This window comes from Bradyrhizobium sp. 18BD, assembly GCF_054185225.1.
Map to the genome: position 1 here is coordinate 178,330 of NZ_JAVAYL010000015.1, position 17,546 is coordinate 195,875.

Annotated in this window: 16 protein-coding genes and 1 other RNA gene; 11 read left to right on the top strand and 6 right to left on the bottom strand. The window is 63.8% G+C overall.

Annotated elements, in window-relative coordinates; all coding sequences use genetic code 11:
* Positions 1-54: 54 nt before the first annotated feature.
* Both RAD16_RS26140 and RAD16_RS26145 read left to right on the top strand, forming a co-directional pair.
* Positions 55-1,479 (top strand): methyl-accepting chemotaxis protein, encoded by a 1,425-nt coding sequence (locus RAD16_RS26140; RefSeq protein WP_458160710.1) that lies wholly within the window; start codon positions 55-57, stop codon positions 1,477-1,479.
* A gap of 500 nt (positions 1,480-1,979) precedes the next feature.
* Entirely contained in the window at positions 1,980-2,237 is a 258-nt protein-coding gene (locus tag RAD16_RS26145) for a hypothetical protein (RefSeq protein ID WP_458160711.1), read from the top strand.
* Positions 2,238-2,768: 531 nt separating this feature from the next.
* On the opposite strand, the gene RAD16_RS26150 is transcribed toward RAD16_RS26145, so the two are convergent.
* Positions 2,769-3,233, bottom strand: a complete 465-nt coding sequence (locus tag RAD16_RS26150; RefSeq protein WP_458160712.1) for a hypothetical protein — start codon at positions 3,231-3,233, stop codon at positions 2,769-2,771.
* A gap of 628 nt (positions 3,234-3,861) precedes the next feature.
* Between RAD16_RS26150 and RAD16_RS26155 the strand changes: the two genes are divergently transcribed.
* The 5 genes from RAD16_RS26155 to RAD16_RS26175 all read left to right on the top strand — a co-directional run bounded on the left by RAD16_RS26155 (position 3,862) and on the right by RAD16_RS26175 (position 9,069).
* Positions 3,862-4,326 (top strand): (2Fe-2S)-binding protein, encoded by a 465-nt coding sequence (locus RAD16_RS26155; RefSeq protein ID WP_458160713.1) that lies wholly within the window; start codon positions 3,862-3,864, stop codon positions 4,324-4,326.
* A gap of 8 nt (positions 4,327-4,334) precedes the next feature.
* Positions 4,335-6,500, top strand: coding sequence for a molybdopterin cofactor-binding domain-containing protein (locus tag RAD16_RS26160; protein WP_458160714.1), 2,166 nt, complete (start codon positions 4,335-4,337; stop codon positions 6,498-6,500).
* A complete protein-coding gene (locus RAD16_RS26165) occupies positions 6,497-7,840 on the top strand; it encodes a c-type cytochrome (protein WP_458160715.1) in 1,344 nt (447 codons plus the stop codon). The genes RAD16_RS26160 and RAD16_RS26165 overlap by 4 nt, the downstream gene beginning before the upstream one ends.
* 832 nt (positions 7,841-8,672) lie before the next feature.
* Positions 8,673-8,843 carry a hypothetical protein gene (locus RAD16_RS26170; protein WP_458160716.1) on the top strand — a complete coding sequence of 57 codons (171 nt, stop codon included), beginning with the start codon at positions 8,673-8,675 and terminating at the stop codon, positions 8,841-8,843.
* A 43-nt stretch (positions 8,844-8,886) separates the two neighbouring features.
* Positions 8,887-9,069 carry a hypothetical protein gene (locus RAD16_RS26175; RefSeq protein ID WP_458160717.1) on the top strand — a complete coding sequence of 61 codons (183 nt, stop codon included), beginning with the start codon at positions 8,887-8,889 and terminating at the stop codon, positions 9,067-9,069.
* A gap of 1,107 nt (positions 9,070-10,176) precedes the next feature.
* Here RAD16_RS26175 and RAD16_RS26180 read toward each other — a convergent pair.
* The 5 genes from RAD16_RS26180 to RAD16_RS26200 form a co-directional block, all read right to left on the bottom strand.
* Positions 10,177-11,001: a TIGR00282 family metallophosphoesterase gene (locus RAD16_RS26180; RefSeq protein WP_458160718.1), complete on the bottom strand. Its 825-nt coding sequence runs from the start codon at positions 10,999-11,001 to the stop codon at positions 10,177-10,179.
* Positions 10,979-11,575 carry a 5-formyltetrahydrofolate cyclo-ligase gene (locus tag RAD16_RS26185; protein WP_458160719.1) on the bottom strand — a complete coding sequence of 199 codons (597 nt, stop codon included), beginning with the start codon at positions 11,573-11,575 and terminating at the stop codon, positions 10,979-10,981. The genes RAD16_RS26180 and RAD16_RS26185 overlap by 23 nt, the downstream gene beginning before the upstream one ends.
* 210 nt (positions 11,576-11,785) lie before the next feature.
* Positions 11,786-11,946: non-coding RNA, 6S RNA (gene ssrS / locus RAD16_RS26190), on the bottom strand.
* A gap of 59 nt (positions 11,947-12,005) precedes the next feature.
* Positions 12,006-12,389 (bottom strand): cell division protein ZapA, encoded by a 384-nt coding sequence (locus RAD16_RS26195; protein WP_211382142.1) that lies wholly within the window; start codon positions 12,387-12,389, stop codon positions 12,006-12,008.
* Positions 12,386-12,706, bottom strand: coding sequence for a DUF4164 domain-containing protein (locus RAD16_RS26200; protein ID WP_063694167.1), 321 nt, complete (start codon positions 12,704-12,706; stop codon positions 12,386-12,388). The genes RAD16_RS26195 and RAD16_RS26200 overlap by 4 nt, the downstream gene beginning before the upstream one ends.
* Here RAD16_RS26200 and RAD16_RS26205 point away from each other — a divergent pair.
* The 4 genes from RAD16_RS26205 to RAD16_RS26220 all read left to right on the top strand — a co-directional run bounded on the left by RAD16_RS26205 (position 12,675) and on the right by RAD16_RS26220 (position 17,536).
* Positions 12,675-12,821 carry a hypothetical protein gene (locus tag RAD16_RS26205; protein ID WP_458160748.1) on the top strand — a complete coding sequence of 49 codons (147 nt, stop codon included), beginning with the start codon at positions 12,675-12,677 and terminating at the stop codon, positions 12,819-12,821. The two genes, RAD16_RS26200 and RAD16_RS26205, sit on opposite strands and share 32 nt — an antisense overlap.
* A 182-nt stretch (positions 12,822-13,003) precedes the next feature.
* Positions 13,004-15,019 carry a transketolase gene (gene tkt / locus RAD16_RS26210; protein ID WP_458160720.1) on the top strand — a complete coding sequence of 672 codons (2,016 nt, stop codon included), beginning with the start codon at positions 13,004-13,006 and terminating at the stop codon, positions 15,017-15,019.
* A 173-nt stretch (positions 15,020-15,192) separates the two neighbouring features.
* Positions 15,193-16,200 carry a type I glyceraldehyde-3-phosphate dehydrogenase gene (gap, locus tag RAD16_RS26215; RefSeq protein ID WP_458160721.1) on the top strand — a complete coding sequence of 336 codons (1,008 nt, stop codon included), beginning with the start codon at positions 15,193-15,195 and terminating at the stop codon, positions 16,198-16,200.
* Between the two features lie 139 nt (positions 16,201-16,339).
* Complete coding sequence (locus tag RAD16_RS26220; protein ID WP_458160722.1) at positions 16,340-17,536, top strand: phosphoglycerate kinase; 1,197 nt, start codon at positions 16,340-16,342, stop codon at positions 17,534-17,536.
* The last annotated feature ends 10 nt before the right edge of the window (positions 17,537-17,546 follow it).

A 17,546-nucleotide genomic window follows, 5' to 3' on the forward strand; every position in this document is an offset into this window, starting at 1 on the left:
ATGGGAATGCCCGCGGTGAGCCGATGAACGGCTCCGCCTGGAGAACGCCCGTAAATGTCCCTCGCACAACTTGCAGTCATGGACACCGGCTCCAACCGGACGCTGGCCGAACGTCTGATCGACCAGCTCGCCGACCGCATCGGCGGTCTCGGCGTCGAGCTCGCCGACATCGCCGGCAATGTCCAGGAAGTCGCAAACCGCGTCGCCAACCAGTCGGAGCGGTTCCACCACCTGCAGAAGACCGCCGAGACGATGGTCACGGCCAACCACGACATCGCCAATGCCTCGCAGGCGGTGCAGACGACCACGTCGGCCGCGGTCGGCGAGATCGCCCAGTCACGCAGTGCGGTCGATAACGCCGTCAGCCACATCTCCGAGCTCGTCGCGGCCGTGGAGCGGATCGAAGCGCGCCTCAGTGCCGTCGGCTCGGCGCTGGCACAGGTGGCGAAGGTGTCCGGCTCGATCGAGGCGATCGCGAAGCAGACCAATCTGCTGGCGCTGAACGCCACCATCGAAGCGGCGCGTGCCGGCAATGCCGGGCGCGGTTTTGCGGTGGTCGCGAGCGAGGTGAAGAATCTCGCGGAAGCCACCCGCCAGGCCACGCATCAGATCTCCGACACCGTGCGCGATCTCGACGGCCAGATCGAAGGCCTGATCGGCGAGAGCAGCGATGCCTCGCAGCGCGCCAAGACTGCCGGCGAAGGCGCCCAGCAGATCTCCGGCATCATCTCGCGCGTCCAGCAGGGCTTTGCGTCGGTCGAGGCGGAGATCGACAGCGTCACACGGGCGGCGACCTCCAATCTCGGACACTGCGACACCGTCATCAACGAGCTCAACGAGCTCGCCAAGGGCGTCGATCTGTCCTCGCACGACCTTGGGAATGCCGACCGGCGGATCGCAAAGCTGCTCGACACCTCCGAGGGCCTGATCGCCATGATCGCCGACAGCGGCGTGGAGACGTCGGATGCGCCGCTGATCCGTGTCGTCGTCGAGACCGCCAGGCAGATCTCGGCCGAGTTCGAGGCCGCGATCGGGCGCGGCGAGATCACGCTCGACCAGCTCATGGACGAGAACTACCGCGAAATCCCCGGCACCGATCCGAAGCAGTACAGCACCGCTTATGTCGACTTCACCGACCGCGTATTGCCTGCCATCCAGGACCCGATCCAGAAGTCTGACCCCCGCATCGTGTTCTGCGTCGCTTGGGCCAAGGGCGGCTACCTGCCGACCCACAATCCGAACTACCGCCTGCCGCAGGGCAAGGACCCGGTCTGGAACAATGCCAATTGCCGCAACCGCCGCCTGTTCACCGATCGCGCGGTGAAGAAGGTCGCGGCCAACACGAAGCCGTTCCTGCTCCAGACCTACCGCCGCGACATGGGCGGCGGACAGTTCGTGCTGATGAAGGACCTGTCCTCCCCGATCGTGATTCGCGGCAGGCACTGGGGTGCGTTCCGGATGGGTTTTCGGCAGAGCTGACGGCCGTCGCTGCGGCCCTTGAATCAAAAACCTGAAAAACAACCCCATGCACAGTAGCCGGGGCGAGGGAAATCAATGGCTTGGGCGCCCGGGGATTGAGGCTCGTCGAGCGCCCCAGGGAATGGAGACAGCCGTTGGCCGAGCTCGAGCCGATTTCAACGCATCACGCCTCAGGCGCGGAACGGTGCCGTTGACCCGTCGGGCAAAACAGGGATATAATGCTAATATTCCGAAACTGCCGCATACGCCTCTCCCTTCTCCCCTTGCGGGAAGCTGTCCGGCCTAAAAGTCTATGGCAATTAAGGGGATAGCTTGTTGGTGTCCCCCGTTGTGTCCCAAAGAGATTTTGGAATGCCGGGACCCGGACTGGGCATGGCTGCGAGGCCTGCCTGACGCCCTTGTAGCCGCCGGCCGGGGCCGCTGGAAGGCTCTTCCCGTGCCCTTGGCGGGCGGCCTGATGCGCCGCCCGTTCGACGGTGCCCCCCGCCTGCGGTGCCCTGTTGCCTGCCATCGTGATTCAGGCCGCCGTTGCGCGCGCGACGCTGGCGCACTGCATGCGGCAGCGTTCAAGGGTGGTCCAGTTCTCGAAGGATTTAATCGCGGTGCGAAATGAACTGCGCTTGCGTGCAGAGGAATGTTTCCAAGAGTGCGCGGGCCAAAGCTGCGTCATAGCCACGATGTTCAAGGTAGTCGATGCATCGCGCCTGATCAGAGACGCTCTGTTCGCCACACAAGAGGTGGCGCTCGGCTTGCTCTAAATGCTGGAGTTGCCTTGACCGATCCATCTTGGCTCCTCGCTATAGGCGGAGCGCAATCGGTCTCTCTGCCACCGGCGCCTATGGACTGTGCCTCGGCCGGTGATGGGCGCAGCCTAACAGAAAGCGGGACTTCCGGCGCGCTCGTTTTACGGAAAAGTTTTGGTGGAACCAACCTGATCAGTCCGAGTTCGCCGTGATCATGCACACGCCGGTCAGACGAGGCGCCTTGCTCGATCAGGCGGACAACGCTATCGCGACGGCGCGCCGTCTTGAAAGCGAATTGACCGAAACCGTCGCTGCGGCTCACGCGCCATGCCGACGCATGGAGCACTGGCAAACTCCGCAATCGGGCTTGGCCCCGGCCATAGCTCTCTCGCTCAGGGTTCGCGCGTGTTGGCGATCAAGCGGCAGACCCGCCGTCGTCGTGACGCTGGCGCACAGCGACTGACCTGATGCAGCGCCTGTGATCGGAACGCTCAGCCCTCGAAGACGGGCGACGCAGCCGAATGAGAGCGGCCAACCAGCGACACGTCAAAGGCCATCATCGGCCTCTTCGATGGCTCTGATGATCAGTTCGCGGTGCTCACACATTACCTGCAGGTTGGCCTCGAAGATCCTCATGGTTTCCTCGGCGAGCTTGGTGTTCTGACCGTCGTAACGCAGGCTCTCGATCAAAGCCGCTTGCTCCCTGATCACGTGTTCAGCCTTCGCGACGTGTTCATTCGCAGCAGATAGATGTTTCCGCTCAAGAAATCGCCGCTCTCCGTTCGCCTTCCTCTTTCTATCGATGGCTGCCTGTATCCGAAAGCCGTCAGATGGTTGAGGTAATGGCCCCTTGATCTTGTGCTGCGCAATTTTTGGAATGTTGGGTCGAGGATTATCCGCAAGCACTTTGCGGCCGAGCGCAATGGCAGCCCGTCCTAACTCCAGACGATGAGCCTCCTGCTCTTTGTCGAGAGGTGACAGACGGAAAATGCGGAAAGCGGGCAACAACATTTCCGAAGCTCCCGGTCCTGCAGGCGGGAACCTGTCTTTGAGCATTCTACCGAAATTGATATCTGAATTACAGAGCCATCCGCCTTTCGACCCGGACCGCGCGACGGAACAGAAGCGCCCCCCGTTTATGAGGAGCGCAGGAAGGCGGCTTGAGCACGTGCGAACAGCGTCTCCAAGTCTTGTGCCATGGATCAGATCGCTGGCATCACCTCGCTGCCCTCTCCCGCATCCGCCTTCGCCAAGGCTTCGGCGGACATGAGGGGAGCGGGCACAGCAATGAGCCTTTGCAATCGATCGCACCAGAAGTGCCCGTGCTCGCCGCCCAACTTTCTCAATCGCACGACTTTCGTCATCGCATGATTTTGCGCATTCGCACGGCCATCTGCGATGGCAGATGCGCGCGTGACGAAAAAGCGTCAGAAAATGACGCTTATCATATCAAATAGCCCAAAACGCTTGCTGCGATCGCCGCACAAATTCGTGAACGTCATGGCCTGACGCGTCGGTCGTGCAAATATGCATCGCCAGAAATTTCGACGCTTCATCGTATCGCATCAGTATGATTATGGTCGCGCGGAAATTCGCCGACCCGATCGCCGTAAGCGATCCAGCGAGCAAGGGGATGCATATGGCAACAACACTCACCATCAACGGCGAAACGAAATCGTTCGACGCGCCACCCGAAATGCCCTTGCTGTGGGTGCTGCGCGACATCCTGGGAATGACGGGCACGAAGTTCGGCTGCGGCATCGCACAATGCGGCGCCTGCACCGTGCATGTCGACGGCAAGGCGGTGCGTTCCTGCGTGCTGCCGGTGAGCGCGGTCGCGAATCGCGCCGTCACCACCATCGAGCATGTCGGCAGCACGCCGGCCGGTGCGAAGGTGCAGAACGCCTGGTTAGAGGCCGAGGTGATCCAGTGCGGCTACTGCCAGTCCGGCCAGATCATGGCGGCCGCTGCGCTGCTGGCGGCAACGCCCCATCCTGATGATTCCGACATCGACGCCGCCATGGCCGGCAACATCTGCCGCTGCGGCACCTATGTCCGCATCCGCGAGGCCATCAAGCAGGCCGCCAACGGCCGTCAGTCCTGAGGTTCGCCATGAATGCACACAACAGCGTCTCCCGCCGCACGCTTCTGACCGGCGGCCTCGCCACCGGCTTCCTGCTCGCCTTCCATCTGCCGCTGCGCGCCGCCGGCAACGAGCCGGTGCAACGCGATGTGACCGACGGCAAATTCGCGCCCAACGCCTTCATCCGCATCGATGCGACCGGCCGCACCGTGCTGATGATGCCGCAGGTGGAGATGGGCCAGGGCACCTACACCTCGATCTCGGCCGTGATCGCCGAAGAACTGGACGCCGACTGGAGCAAGGTCGAGGTTCAGCACGCCCCGCCCAACGACAAGCTCTACGGCAACCCGACCTTCGGTCTCCAGGTCACCGGCAACTCGAACTCGATCCGCGCCTGGTGGTTGCCGCTACGCAAAGCCGGCGCCACCGCGCGGGCGATGCTGGTGCAGGCCGCGGCCAGCCAATGGGGCGTTGATCCCTCGAGCTGCACGGCGTCGAAGGGCGAGGTCTCCCATGCCGCCAGCAGCCACAAACTGGGCTATGGCGAGCTGGCGCTTGCCGCACAGGGCCAGACGCCGCCTAAGGACGTCGCCATCAAGGATCCCAAGGATTTCGTCCTCATCGGCCAGCCGCTGAAGCGGCTGGACACGCCGGACAAGGTCAACGGCAAGGCGCTCTATGGCATCGACGCGATCCTGCCCGGCATGAAGATCGCCGCGATCGCCAATTGCCCGGTGTTCGGCGGCAAGGTCGGCAAGGTCGACGACAGCGCTGCGGTGAAGCTGCCCGGCGTACGCAAGGTCGTCGTGCTCGACGATGCTGTCGCGGTGATCGGCGATCACATGTGGGCGGCGAAGAAAGGCCTCGAAGCGCTCAAGATCGAGTGGAACGAGGGCCCGAACGCCGGGATCTCCACCAAGGACATCTGGGACGATTTGCGCAAGGCCAGCACGAAGGATGGCGCGATCGCGAAATCCGACGGCGACATCGCCAAGGCGCTCGCCAGCGGCGACAAGTTCGAGGCCGCCTACGAGCTGCCGTTCCTCGCGCACGCCTCGATGGAGCCGATCAACGCCACCGTCCATGTCAGGCCGGATGCCTGCGAGATCTGGACCGGCACGCAGATCATGACGCGCGTGCAGTCCGAGGCGGCGAAGGCCGCCGGCGTTCCCGTCGACAAGGTGATCGTCAACCAGCACCTGCTCGGCGGCGGCTTCGGCCGCAAGCTCGAGCCCGACATGGTGGTCGCGGCGGTGAAGATCGCCAAGCAGGTCGACTATCCCGTCAAGGTGATCTGGACCCGCGAGGAGGACATCCAGCACGACGTCTATCGTCCGGTCTATCGCGACCAGATCACGGCATCGCTGGTCGACGGCAAGGTCGCAGGCTGGAAGTACAAGGTCGCCGGCTCCGCCATTCTGGCGCGCTGGCTGCCGCCGGCCTTCCAGAAGGGCATCGACATCGACGCGATCGACGCCGCGGTGGATGCGCCCTACGACTTCGCCAACTTCCATGTCGAATATGTCCGCGCCGAACCGCCGGCGGTACCGACCGGCTTCTGGCGCGGCGTCGGCCCGAACAACAACGTGTTCGCGGTCGAATGCGCGATGGACGAGCTTGCGCGCAAGGCCGGCAAGGACCCGATCGCATTCCGCAAGTCCATGCTGACGAAGAATCCGCGCATGCTCGCGGTGCTCGACCAGGTCGCCGAAAGATCCGGCTGGGGCCAACCGCTGCCCCCGCGTGTCGGCCGCGGCGTCTGCGTGCAGCCATCATTCGCGAGCTTCATCGCCACCGTGGTGGAGGCCGAGATCGACGAATTCGGCGAGATCGCGCTCCGCCGCGTCACCTCGGTGGTCGACACCGGCATCGCGGTGAACCCCGATACCGTGAAGGCGCAGATCGAGGGCGGCCTGATCTTCGGCCTCACCGCCGCGCTCTATGGCGAGATCACCATCGACAAGGGCCGCGTGCAGCAGTCGAACTTCCACGACTACCGCATGATGCGCATCAACGAGACCCCGAAGGTCGAGGTCATCGTGGTCAAGAGCGGCGAGGCGCCCGGCGGCATCGGTGAAGCCGGTGTCAACGCCGGACCGCCGGCGCTGCGCAACGCGATTTACGCCGCAACCGGCGTGGCGCTGCGGCGGCTGCCGATCGATCGAAAACTGCTGGCTGCGGGGAAGAAGGCATGAGCGGCAAGATGCGTATCCTCACAAGCCTCGTTGTGATCGCAATCATCGCCGCAGGGCTCGGCGTCTGGATCATCCGCGGGCCGGGCCCGCTCGATTTCGCCGGCGGCACCAGGGTGGCGCTGGCGGATTACCGCGCCGGCAAGCCGACCGGCGTGCCCGCCAAGCTCGAAAAAGCAAGTCTGGTCGAGCGCGGCGAGTATCTCGCCAAGGCGGCCGATTGCATGGTCTGCCACACCAAGCCCGGCGAGAAGGACTATTCCGGCGGGCTCGGCTTCAAGCTGCCGTTCGGCACGCTCTATTCGACCAACATCACGCCGGACAAGGACACCGGTATCGGCAATTACAGCGACCAGGATTTTCTCAACGCAGTCCAGCACGGCAAGCGCCGCGACGGTGCCCGGCTCTATCCGGCGATGCCCTACACGTCCTACACGTTCATGACGGACGACGACGTGCTGGCGGTGAAGGCCTATCTGTTCAGCCTGCCGGCGGTGCGCGCCAAGGCGCCCGACAACACGCTGTCGTTCCCGTTCAACCAGCGCTGGGCGATGATTGTCTGGTCGGCCGTGTTCAATCCGGACACGCGCTTTACGCCGGACACCTCGAAGAGCCCGGAGTGGAACAGAGGTGCGTATCTCGCTGAGGCGCTGGCGCATTGCGGCGAGTGCCACACCCCGCGCAATCTCGGCTTCGCGCTGGATAACCGCAACAAGTTCGGCGGCGCGATCACCGCCGGCTGGCGCGCCTTCAACATTTCCTCGGACAAGGCGACAGGTCTCGGCAACTGGAGCGACGCGGATCTGATCTCGTATCTGTCGCTCGGTCACGCGCCGGGTCACGGCTCGGCCTCGGGGCCGATGGGTGAAGCGGTCGACCACAGCTTCAGCCAGTTCGCGCCCGAGGACATCCGCTCCATCGTTGCGTATCTGCGCAGCGTGCCGCCGGTCTCCTCGCCCGATCTGCCCGCGACCACGGCGCCGGTCGCGCCCACCTCGCACAAGGAGGGCGTCACGGCGGATGCGCGCGGCAAGAAGGTCTTCGCCAGCGCCTGCGCCAGCTGCCACGGCTGGAGCGGCGAAAGCCCGGTCTCGCCGATGGCGACGCTGACCGGCACCTGGGCCGTCAACGACCCCGCCGCCACCAACGTCGCGCAGATCGTGCTGTCAGGCACCAAGCGCCACACGCCCGACGGCGCGCTGTCGATGCCGGCGTTCGGCAATGCCTACACCGACGACGAGATCGCGGCGGTCGCGAATTACGTGACGGCGCGGTTTGGAACGAAGGGCTCGAAGCTGACGGCAAAGGATGTCGCGGAGCTACGGGAGCAGACGGCGGAGTAGTGTGATGGCGGGATTGACGCGCGATCGCGCGTCGATCTCCTCTGTCGTCCCGGCGAACGCCGGGACCCATACGCCGCCGCAATAGTTTGGCGAAGACTCGGAGTTACCGACCTCGCGTCACAACTTCTCCCTGGGATTATGCGTCCCTGCGTTCGCAGGGTTGACATCCGTGTTGTGGAGCTAGGACGTGTACTCATAATTCCGGCGCGAGTCTGTTTCACCTCCGAAAGCAGACATCACGGTGTCGAAGTCCGAGGACCGCTAAGCGCCAGAAGCGGACTCTCTGGTCACCTCATCAGCGCTGCGAGCAACGAGCGCACCGCGAAGAACTCCCCGAGGCCTGTTGGCGGGACTCGAGTTGGGAATTGGGAAAGCTGCGAGCCCTGCAGTTATTGGCCGCTGCCGGTCTTGCAATTGGCTCGATGTCGGTTTCGATCGGGTCAGGGGCAGGAATGTTACCCCCTTCTCGGCGCAATCACCTGATCTTGCTGTCTCGATCAAGTGCGTCAGCATCAGCGTCGTATTGTTTGGAAAGCGCCCGAAGCTTCCGGGCATCGTCCTCGCTGCTGATGGAGGATGCCAATCGCTCGGCTCTCCGAGCTTGCTCGCGAAGATCATCGGATTGCCTGCTCATGATGGTCCTTCTCAACAACGGCAAACAGCCCGCGCACGGTCTTGTTCCTAATCTTATTTTTCTTATTTTTGCGCTGCCTCTACATAACGATCGGCAGACCTGCTAATTGATCAGATATCACCGGCTGAGGGTCTGCCCGTAGGCGTCGGTGGCTGAGAGACACGCCATGCTCCCGCCTGCTGGACAGGGAGTGCGGCCATGCCGGGCGATCGTCATATCAATTACCCCTTGGCAAGCGATACCGCGCACGTCGAACAGATGCGCAAGCTTATCCGTGAAGCGATCGAAGTGTTGAAGCTACCAGAAACCGACACCTTCCTTGGCCGGAAGACTCATGAGCCGTTCCCGCCGGAAGAGCCCAAGGATTAACTTGGGTAATGGTGAATAACGCAGACTGTGGCAGACTTCCTGGATGAACGATTCATTGTTCGCGCGAGCTCGGCTCGCCATCGAAGAAAGCGCGGCTCTGCGCGAGCAGCGACGCTCGCTGCAGGAGATGTTCGATCGTCAAAGGGAGGAGTTGCGCCGGAGCGTCCTTGAGAGCGCGATGTCCCGAAGCGAAAGCAGCGCTTACCGACAGAACCGCGAGGACTAGCGCGGCCCGCCCCTTGCTTTGTTCGAACCTGCAGCACTCATTCCGTTCCCGACCAAGGCGCCATTCAACAATCAGAAGCCGCCAGCTTTCGCTGACGGCCTCTCCGGGTCTTCAAAGGATACGAAATGAAAAGGGATTGCCAGCCCCGGTCTCTCCATCCTCCACCGCGAAGGCTCGATCGCGCCCTAACATAGATGAATCTTTGAAAGACAATTTTTTACCCCCGCCAACCGCCTTTGAATTTGGCCTGCGCCCGCTATGGGTCAAAGGCTGCCCTCGTCAGGTATCGTTACCTTGGTCGGCTTACCGGTCGGAAGCGGACGTAGCTGCGCTCTGGCCCAAGGTCAGCCTCGGGCCATGAGCTGACTTAATGGTCTGCAAACCCTAATCGTCAGAGAGCTGCCAGCTAAGAGCGTCCTCGTGCTACTTTAGCGGGCATGTCGCCCTTCAGCATTCGTTCCACCCTTATGCTCGTCCTCGTCGTCGGGGGCACGTCAAGCGCCTACATTTTCCTCGGCCTCAGCCTCATCGTGGTATTGATAGCGTTGGGCCTAGCCTGCCTTGTGTACGTTCCGTTCGCTAAGCGCTACGGATGGGGCAATGAGGGGCGTCTCACGAGACATCTCAGTCGTCCGCCATTCGAAGACGAAAGCCGCAGAGCCAGCTAGGCGCGAGAGCGCACGTACCCTGAAGGAACAGGGATGACTGTTTCAGAGGAAGTCCGAGTTTGGCGGTTTCGAGTGCGAGGCTTTGCGGTTGCTGGAGCTCTATGTCTTGCCCTGATTTTGTCTTGCCCTGATTTCCTTGCTGAAGATTCTTGATCCAACCGAGTTCGTGACAAGCTTCATTCGTCCGCTTGTTGTGCTTCTCGTCTTCCTTTGGCTGTGCGGGCTATATTGCACTTACCGGTACTGGAAAGATTTTAGAGAAGATGAAATACGGCACGGCGGATCAGCAGAAACCGCGCGCGCAAAATGGCATAAACTGCACCCGCCCCCTGGCTAGATGCTGGTGGGCCGCTTTGGGTCACTATCAGGCAACCCGGACTTGCCTACGCTTGGCCCCCTCATGGGCGAAAAGCAGACGCTCGGATTATGAGTACACGCCCTAGCTCAACCAAAACTTCGGCGTCGCCGGCTCCAGCCTTCCACCGACACGCACCGGCGCAACCTTGAGCGCGAGGCCCGTCGCGTCATCCGTCTCCACCGCGACGCCGCTCAACGTCGCGACGCCCGCGGCCGGCTCGAACCGCCCCGACGGAATCCCCGACGTGAACCGCCGCAGCGGCTCTTCCTTCTGCATGCCGATGATGGAGTCGTAATCGCCGGTCATGCCGGCGTCGGTCATGTAGGCGGTGCCGCCTGACAGGATCTGGTGGTCGGCGGTCGGCACGTGGGTGTGCGTGCCGACGACGAGGCTGGCGCGGCCGTCGCAGAAGAAGCCGATGCCCTGCTTCTCGCTGGTCGCCTCGCAGTGGAAGTCGACGACGATGGCGTCCGCCGCGACGCCGAGCGGACAGGCGCCGAGCTCGCGCTCGAGCGCGGCGAAGGGATCGTCGAACGGGGTCATGAAGACGCGACCGAGCGCGTTGACGACGAGGGCATGCTTGCCGTTCTTGGTCTCGACCAGCGCCGCGCCGCGGCCGGGCGTGCCGCGCGGATAGTTTGTGGGACGTACCAGGCGCTCGGCGCGTTCGATGAAGACGAGCGCCTCGCGCTGGTCCCAGGAATGATTGCCAAGCGTCACCGCATCGGCGCCGGCATCGAGAAACTCCTGATAGATCGCCTCGGTGATGCCGAAGCCGCCGGCCGAGTTCTCGCCGTTGACGACGACGAAATCGAGCGACCAGTCCTTGACCATGCCGGGAAGATAGTCGGCGATGGCCGTGCGTCCTGCACGGCCGACGACGTCACCCACGAAGAGAATGCGCAACTTCAGAACTCCGGAAATCGAACGCGTCGGATTCCGTTAGCACATAATCCAGCGCGACGTCGTGCGATAGTGCCGGAACGGCCTCGATCTCCTGCGCGGCAAAAGCCAGCCCAATGCCGACGATATTCTTGGCCTTGCGCAGATGCGCGAAGGTGAAGTCGTAATGCCCCGCGCCATAGCCGATGCGATGGCCGAGGCGGTCGAACGCCGCGAGCGGCGTCAGCATGATGTCGGGGATGACTTCCGCCGCTGCCGGCGACGGCTCGGGAATGCCGAGCGGGCCGAGCATGAGGCGATCATTCGGATGGAAGATGCGGAAGATCAGCGACTGGCCGCGCGCTGTAACGCAAGGCAGCGCCAGCCTGGCGCCCTTCTCGGCGAGCTTCTTCATCAGCGGGAGCGGATCGATCTCGCTGCGGATCGGCGAGTAGCCGGAGACGATGCTGCCGGGAAGGAGCTCGAACGGCAGCCCGCGCTTGGCGAGCTTTGCCGCGGCCGTGGCGCGCTTCTTCTCGCTGAGCGCGTCGCGCTTGGCGAGGGCTTTGGCGCGGAGTTCGGATTTGGAGTTCGGCACGTGCGTTCTCCCCCATGTCATCACCCGCCTTGTGCGCCCTTGCGCACTGGGGCGGGTGATCCAGTATCCCAGAGGTGGTCGTGATTCACACAAAGGCCGCGGCGTACTGGATGCCCCGGTCCTCCGTGCGCAATTGCGCACTAGGCGGGGCATGAAACCTGTTGAACTGGCCGCAGTCGTTTCAATAAGCACAAGCCAAGCAAACAGAAGTGCGAAGCCGCGTACGCCGTTGAAGCACTCGATCCCGGAGTTCCCTACGAAAGTAGGTGGGCACCATATGTCCGGGCCCACGGGCCCGGCCAGGGACAGTTCCCTAAAGGATCGATAAGGCCCCGGGGATATATGGCTCCTGACGCGCGTCGCAGCCTCGCTCGCGCAATGTAACAACGATACTGACGAATCGCCAGCCCAACCGCACGGCCGTCCAAAATCAGCCGATCGCGATCCCGTTGCCGACGGTCCGGTTCAGGACCTGGGTCGACTTCTCGATGCGTTCGGCGGCGGCGTTCAGCGCGTTGACCACGGCGGTCTGCGTCATCCTGGCGCGCTCGACGGCGGCATTGCGGAAATCCCGTAGCTCGGTCAGCTCCTGCTCCATGGTGCGGATGCGGTTGCCCGAATCGACCAGCTCGTCGCAGACCGTCAGCGCGGCCATCACCGTGAGGCGCGCATCGCCGATCTCGCCGAATTTTCCGCGCAGCGATTGAATTCGTGTTTCCAGGCTTTCGGCGAGCTTCAAGAGCCGCACCTCCTGGCCTTCCTCGCAGGCCATCCGGTATTGCCGGCCATTGATGGTGACGTTGATGTGGCTCATCCGTCCTCTCCGGTATCGAGCACCGAGCGTATCGTGACGATTGCGGAATCCAGCCGGTCGGAGATCTCGCGATTGGTGCGCTCGAGCTTGCGCGCCTTCACCAGCGCGCCGTCGAGCTCGTCGGCAAGCCGCGAGCGATCGGCGCCCAGCGCCTGGATTCTTGCCGCAAGCTCGTTCTCGTCGCGATCGGCATCGCGCCGCCGCTCCACCGCGCTTTCGAGCGAGTCGAGCGCCGCCATGAGTCTGCGCGTCGCGATCTCGATCTCGACGGCGGAGGACTCCGTCATGGCAGAGCTGTTGGAAACGCGATCGTTCATGCAGTCAGCGGCGGAACCTTTGGCCTATCCAGCGGCCTTTACCCTGGAGCTTGCCGTCCGGCAAAAGACTCGGTTCGGCAAGCGGTTAGAAGCAGAAATTTACGTGGCAAGCTAGGGAAGCGCAACGTCGCCGCGAAACTATGCACCGATAAGCAACTTTTGGCGCCGGCACGGCGTTTGATTGCCTTGGACTCCCGGAACCGAGATGCTATCCAGCCTCAGCTCCCGTGGCCGCCAGGCTCGACCCCGCGCGGCGTGCACGGCCATCAAGCACCTCATTTCAGACGGATTTTCATCATGATGCAGCTCGATGCCACCCGTATGGCGAATACGCAGGTCGATCACACCCGTATGGCCAACGCGATCCGCGGCCTCGCGATGGACGCCGTCGAGAAGGCGAAATCGGGTCACCCCGGTCTGCCGATGGGCGCCGCCGACATCGCCACCGTGCTGTTTACGCAGTTCCTGAAATTTGATGCCGCTGCGACCGACTGGCCCGACCGCGACCGCTTCGTGCTCTCGGCCGGTCACGGCTCGATGCTGCTCTATTCGCTGCTGTATCTAACCGGCAATGCCGACATGACGCTGGACCAGATCAAGCAGTTTCGCCAGCTCGGCGGGCTGACCCCGGGCCACCCCGAGAACTTCCACACCAAGGGCATCGAGACCACCACCGGTCCGCTCGGCCAGGGCATCTCGACCGCGGTCGGTATGGCGCTCGCCGAGAAGATGCTCGCCGCCGAGTTCGGCAAGAAGATCGTCGACCACCACACCTACGTGCTCGCCTCCGACGGCGACCTGATGGAAGGCGTATCGCAGGAAGCGATCGCGATGGCCGGCCACTGGAAGCTCGGCAAGCTGATCGTGCTCTACGACGACAACGGCATCTCGATCGACGGCCCGACCTCGATCTCTGATTCCGTCGACCAGGTGAAGCGCTTCAAGTCGGCCGGCTGGGCCGCCGAGAAGATCGACGGCCACGACCAGGCCGCCATCGCCGCGGCGATCACGCGCGCGCAGAAATCCAACAAGCCGACGCTGATTGCCTGCCGCACCACCATCGGCTTCGGCGCGCCGCATAAGGCCGGCACGTCGAAGGCGCATGGCGAAGCGCTCGGCGCCGACGAGCTCAAGGCCGCCAAGGAAAATCTCGGCATCTCGCTCGAGCCGTTCTCGGTGCCCGATGACGTGCTGAAGGCCTGGCGCGCAGCCGGCAGCCGCGGCGCTGCGGCCCGTCAGGAATGGGAAGGACGGCTCGGTGAGCTCGGCAGCCGCAAGCGCGCCGAGCTCGAGCGCCGCCTGCGCCACGAGCGTCCGGCTTCGCTCGCGAAGGCTATTCGCGCGTACAAGAAGGATCTGCTGGAAAAACCGATGAATGCGGCGACCCGCAAGTCGTCGGAAGCCGTGATCGAGGTGATCGCCGGCGCGATGCCGATGGAATTCCTCGCAGGCTCCGCCGACCTCACCGGATCCAACAACAACAAGGCGAAGTCGGCGACCGCGTTCTCCGCCAAGACGCCGAAGGGCCGCTTCATCCATTACGGCATCCGCGAGCACGGCATGGCGGCTGCGATGAACGGCATCTTCCTGCACGGCGGCTTCGCGCCGAACGGCGCGACCTTCCTTGTGTTCACCGACTATGCGCGTCCGGCGATGCGCCTCGCCGCGCTGATGGGCACCGGCGTCGTCTACGTGATGACGCACGACTCCATCGGTCTCGGCGAAGACGGCCCGACCCATCAGCCGGTCGAGCATCTCGCCGCGCTTCGCGCCATCCCGAACATGCGCGTGTTCCGTCCCTGCGATGCCGTCGAGGTCGCCGAATGCTGGGAGCTCGCGCTCAACCGCATCGACGGTCCGACCACGCTGGCGCTGACGCGGCAGAACCTGCCGCAGCTCCGCACCACTGCGCCGAACGACAATCCCTGCGCGGCCGGCGCCTACGAGCTGGTCGCCGCCCAGGGCGAAGCCAAGGCGACGCTGTTCGCCTCCGGCTCCGAGGTCGAGATCGCGGTGGCCGCCCAGAAGCAGCTCGCCGAGCGCGGCATCGCGTCACGGGTGGTCTCGGTGCCCTCGCTGGAGCTTTTGTTAGCGCAACCAGAAGCCAAGCGTGCCGAGATCATCGGCAACGCGCCGGTGAAGGTCGCGATCGAGGCCGCGGTGCGCTGGGGCTGGGATGCCGTGATCGGCCAGGATGGCGAATTTATCGGCATGCATTCGTTCGGCGCGAGCGCGCCGGCGAAGGATCTTTACAAGCATTTCGGCATTACCGCCGAGGCTGCGGTTAACGCTGTGCTGAAGCGCGTTAGCTGAGAGTTGAGCTTGCCAAAAAAAAGGACTACGTAATCTCTCATATGATCAAGCACCGCCCGGCCGAACCGGGCGTCCGCCCCTAAAAAACCCTCGCAGGCGCGTAAGTAGCGCGTTGTGCGGGGAGAATTAGGCGTTATCGAACCCGTCATTGAACGGTCATAAGGAGATGAAACATGGCAGTCCGCGTCGGAATTAACGGTTTTGGCCGCATCGGCCGCAACGTGTTGCGCGCTATCGCCGAGTCCGGCCGCAAGGACATCGAGGTCGTCGGCATCAACGACCTCGGCCCGGTCGAGACCAACGCCCATCTCCTTCGCTTCGACAGCGTCCATGGCCGCTTCCCCGGCACCGTCACCGTCGACGGCGACTCGATCAGCCTCGGTGCCAACAAGATCAAGGTGACCGCCGAGCGCGATCCCTCGAAGCTGCCCTGGAAGGATCTCGGCGTCGACATCGCGCTGGAATGCACCGGCATCTTCACCTCGAAGGACAAGGCCTCCGCGCATCTGACCGCCGGCGCCAAGCGCGTGCTGGTCTCCGCCCCCGCTGACGGCGCCGACGCCACCATCGTCTACGGCGTCAACCACGAGACCCTGACCAAGGATCATCTGGTCGTCTCCAACGGCTCCTGCACCACCAACTGCCTCGCGCCGGTCGCCAAGGTGCTGAACGACCTCGTCGGCATCGAGACCGGCTTCATGACCACGATCCATGCCTATACCGGCGACCAGCCGACGCTGGACACGCTGCACAAGGATCTCTACCGCGGCCGTGCGGCTGCGATGTCGATGATCCCGACCTCGACCGGCGCCGCCAAGGCCATTGGCCTCGTGCTGCCCGAGCTGAAGGGCAAGCTCGACGGCGTCGCGATCCGCGTGCCGACCCCGAACGTCTCGGTCGTCGACCTCAAGATCGTCGCCAAGCGCGCCACCGACGCCAAGGAAATCAACGCGGCGATGAAGCGCGCCAGCGAGCAGCAGCTCAAGGGCATCCTCGGCTACACCTCCGCGCCGAACGTCTCGATCGACTTCAACCACGACCCGCACTCCTCGACCTTCCACGAGGACCAGACCAAGGTGCAGAACGGCACGCTGGTGCGCGTGATGTCCTGGTACGACAACGAGTGGGGCTTCTCGAACCGCATGGCCGACACCGCCGTCGCGCTGGCGAAGGTCATCTAGCAAGGTCTCGTGTCCCGGACGCGGTGCAGCGCGCTTGCGCTGCTCCGCAGAGCCGGGATCCATCTCCCCGCGTAGGTCCCGGTTCAGCAGCGCACCGCTTCGCGGCTCGCGCAGCGCCCGGGACAAGAGAGAGTGTCCGATGGCTAACAAGTTCCGCACCCTCGACGACGTCGACGTGAAGGGCAAACGCGTGCTGCTGCGCGTCGATCTCAACGTGCCCATGGACGACGGGCGCGTCAGCGATGCGACCCGGCTCGAGCGCGTCGCGCCGACCATCACCGAAATCTCGGACAAGGGCGGCAAGGTCATCCTGCTCGCGCATTTCGGCCGGCCGAAGGGGCGCGATGCCAAGGAGTCGCTCAAGCCCGTTGCGGAAGCGCTCGCAAAGGTCGTGAAGAAGCCGGTCGCCTTCGCCGACGATTGCATCGGCGAGCCCGCAGCCTCGGCTGTCGCGGCGCTGACGGATGGCGACATCCTTTGCCTGGAGAACACCCGCTTCCACAAAGAGGAAGAGAAGAACGATCCCGCCTTCGTCGCGGAATTGGCAAAACTCGGCGACATCTGGGTCAATGACGCGTTCTCGGCTGCGCACCGCGCCCACGCCTCGACCGAGGGCCTCGGCCACAAGCTGCCGGCCTATGCCGGCCGCACCATGCAGGCCGAGCTCGACGCGCTGGAGAAGGCGCTGGGCTCGCCGACCAAGCCTGTTATCGCCATCATCGGCGGCGCAAAAGTCTCGACCAAAATCGACCTGCTCGAAAACCTCGTCAGCAAGGTCGATGCGCTGGTGATCGGCGGCGGCATGGCCAACACCTTCCTGCACGCCCAGGGCGTCGCGGTCGGCAAGTCGCTGGCCGAGAAGGATCTCGCCCCGACCGCACTGCGCATCATGGAGAAGGCGGAAGCCGCCAACTGCGCGATCATCCTGCCGGTCGATGCCACCGTCGCCTATCATTTCGCCGCCAACGCGCCGTCGCATGCCTATGGGCTCGATGCGATCCCGGCCGACGGCATGATCCTCGACGTCGGTCCGCAGTCGATCGCGCGCGTCCACGCCGCCATCGACGATGCGGCAACCCTGGTCTGGAACGGACCGCTCGGCGCCTTCGAGATGCAGCCGTTCGATCGCGGCACGGTTGCGGCTGCCAAGCATGCGGCCGAGCGCACCAAGGCCAAGAAGCTGATCTCGATCGCGGGCGGCGGCGACACCGTCGCAGCCCTCAACCAGGCCCATGTGGCCGGTCAATTCACCTATGTCTCGACTGCCGGTGGCGCATTTCTTGAATGGATGGAAGGCAAGCCCCTGCCCGGCGTCGAAGTTCTGCGCACCAAGTAATTCGTCAGAA

Bases quoted from the DNA above. Each gene is read 5' to 3' on its own strand.
- RAD16_RS26140 (WP_458160710.1), top strand. From the start codon at position 55: ATGTCCCTCGCACAACTTGCAGTCATGGACACCGGCTCCAACCGGACG.
- RAD16_RS26150 (WP_458160712.1), bottom strand. From the start codon at position 3,233: ATGTTGTTGCCCGCTTTCCGCATTTTCCGTCTGTCACCTCTCGACAAA.
- RAD16_RS26155 (WP_458160713.1), top strand. From the start codon at position 3,862: ATGGCAACAACACTCACCATCAACGGCGAAACGAAATCGTTCGACGCG.
- RAD16_RS26160 (WP_458160714.1), top strand. From the start codon at position 4,335: ATGAATGCACACAACAGCGTCTCCCGCCGCACGCTTCTGACCGGCGGC.
- RAD16_RS26165 (WP_458160715.1), top strand. From the start codon at position 6,497: ATGAGCGGCAAGATGCGTATCCTCACAAGCCTCGTTGTGATCGCAATC.
- RAD16_RS26170 (WP_458160716.1), top strand. From the start codon at position 8,673: ATGCCGGGCGATCGTCATATCAATTACCCCTTGGCAAGCGATACCGCG.
- RAD16_RS26175 (WP_458160717.1), top strand. From the start codon at position 8,887: ATGAACGATTCATTGTTCGCGCGAGCTCGGCTCGCCATCGAAGAAAGC.
- RAD16_RS26195 (WP_211382142.1), bottom strand. From the start codon at position 12,389: ATGAGCCACATCAACGTCACCATCAATGGCCGGCAATACCGGATGGCC.
- RAD16_RS26205 (WP_458160748.1), top strand. From the start codon at position 12,675: ATGGCAGAGCTGTTGGAAACGCGATCGTTCATGCAGTCAGCGGCGGAA.
- RAD16_RS26200 (WP_063694167.1), bottom strand. From the start codon at position 12,706: ATGAACGATCGCGTTTCCAACAGCTCTGCCATGACGGAGTCCTCCGCC.
- tkt (WP_458160720.1), top strand. From the start codon at position 13,004: ATGATGCAGCTCGATGCCACCCGTATGGCGAATACGCAGGTCGATCAC.
- gap (WP_458160721.1), top strand. From the start codon at position 15,193: ATGGCAGTCCGCGTCGGAATTAACGGTTTTGGCCGCATCGGCCGCAAC.
- RAD16_RS26220 (WP_458160722.1), top strand. From the start codon at position 16,340: ATGGCTAACAAGTTCCGCACCCTCGACGACGTCGACGTGAAGGGCAAA.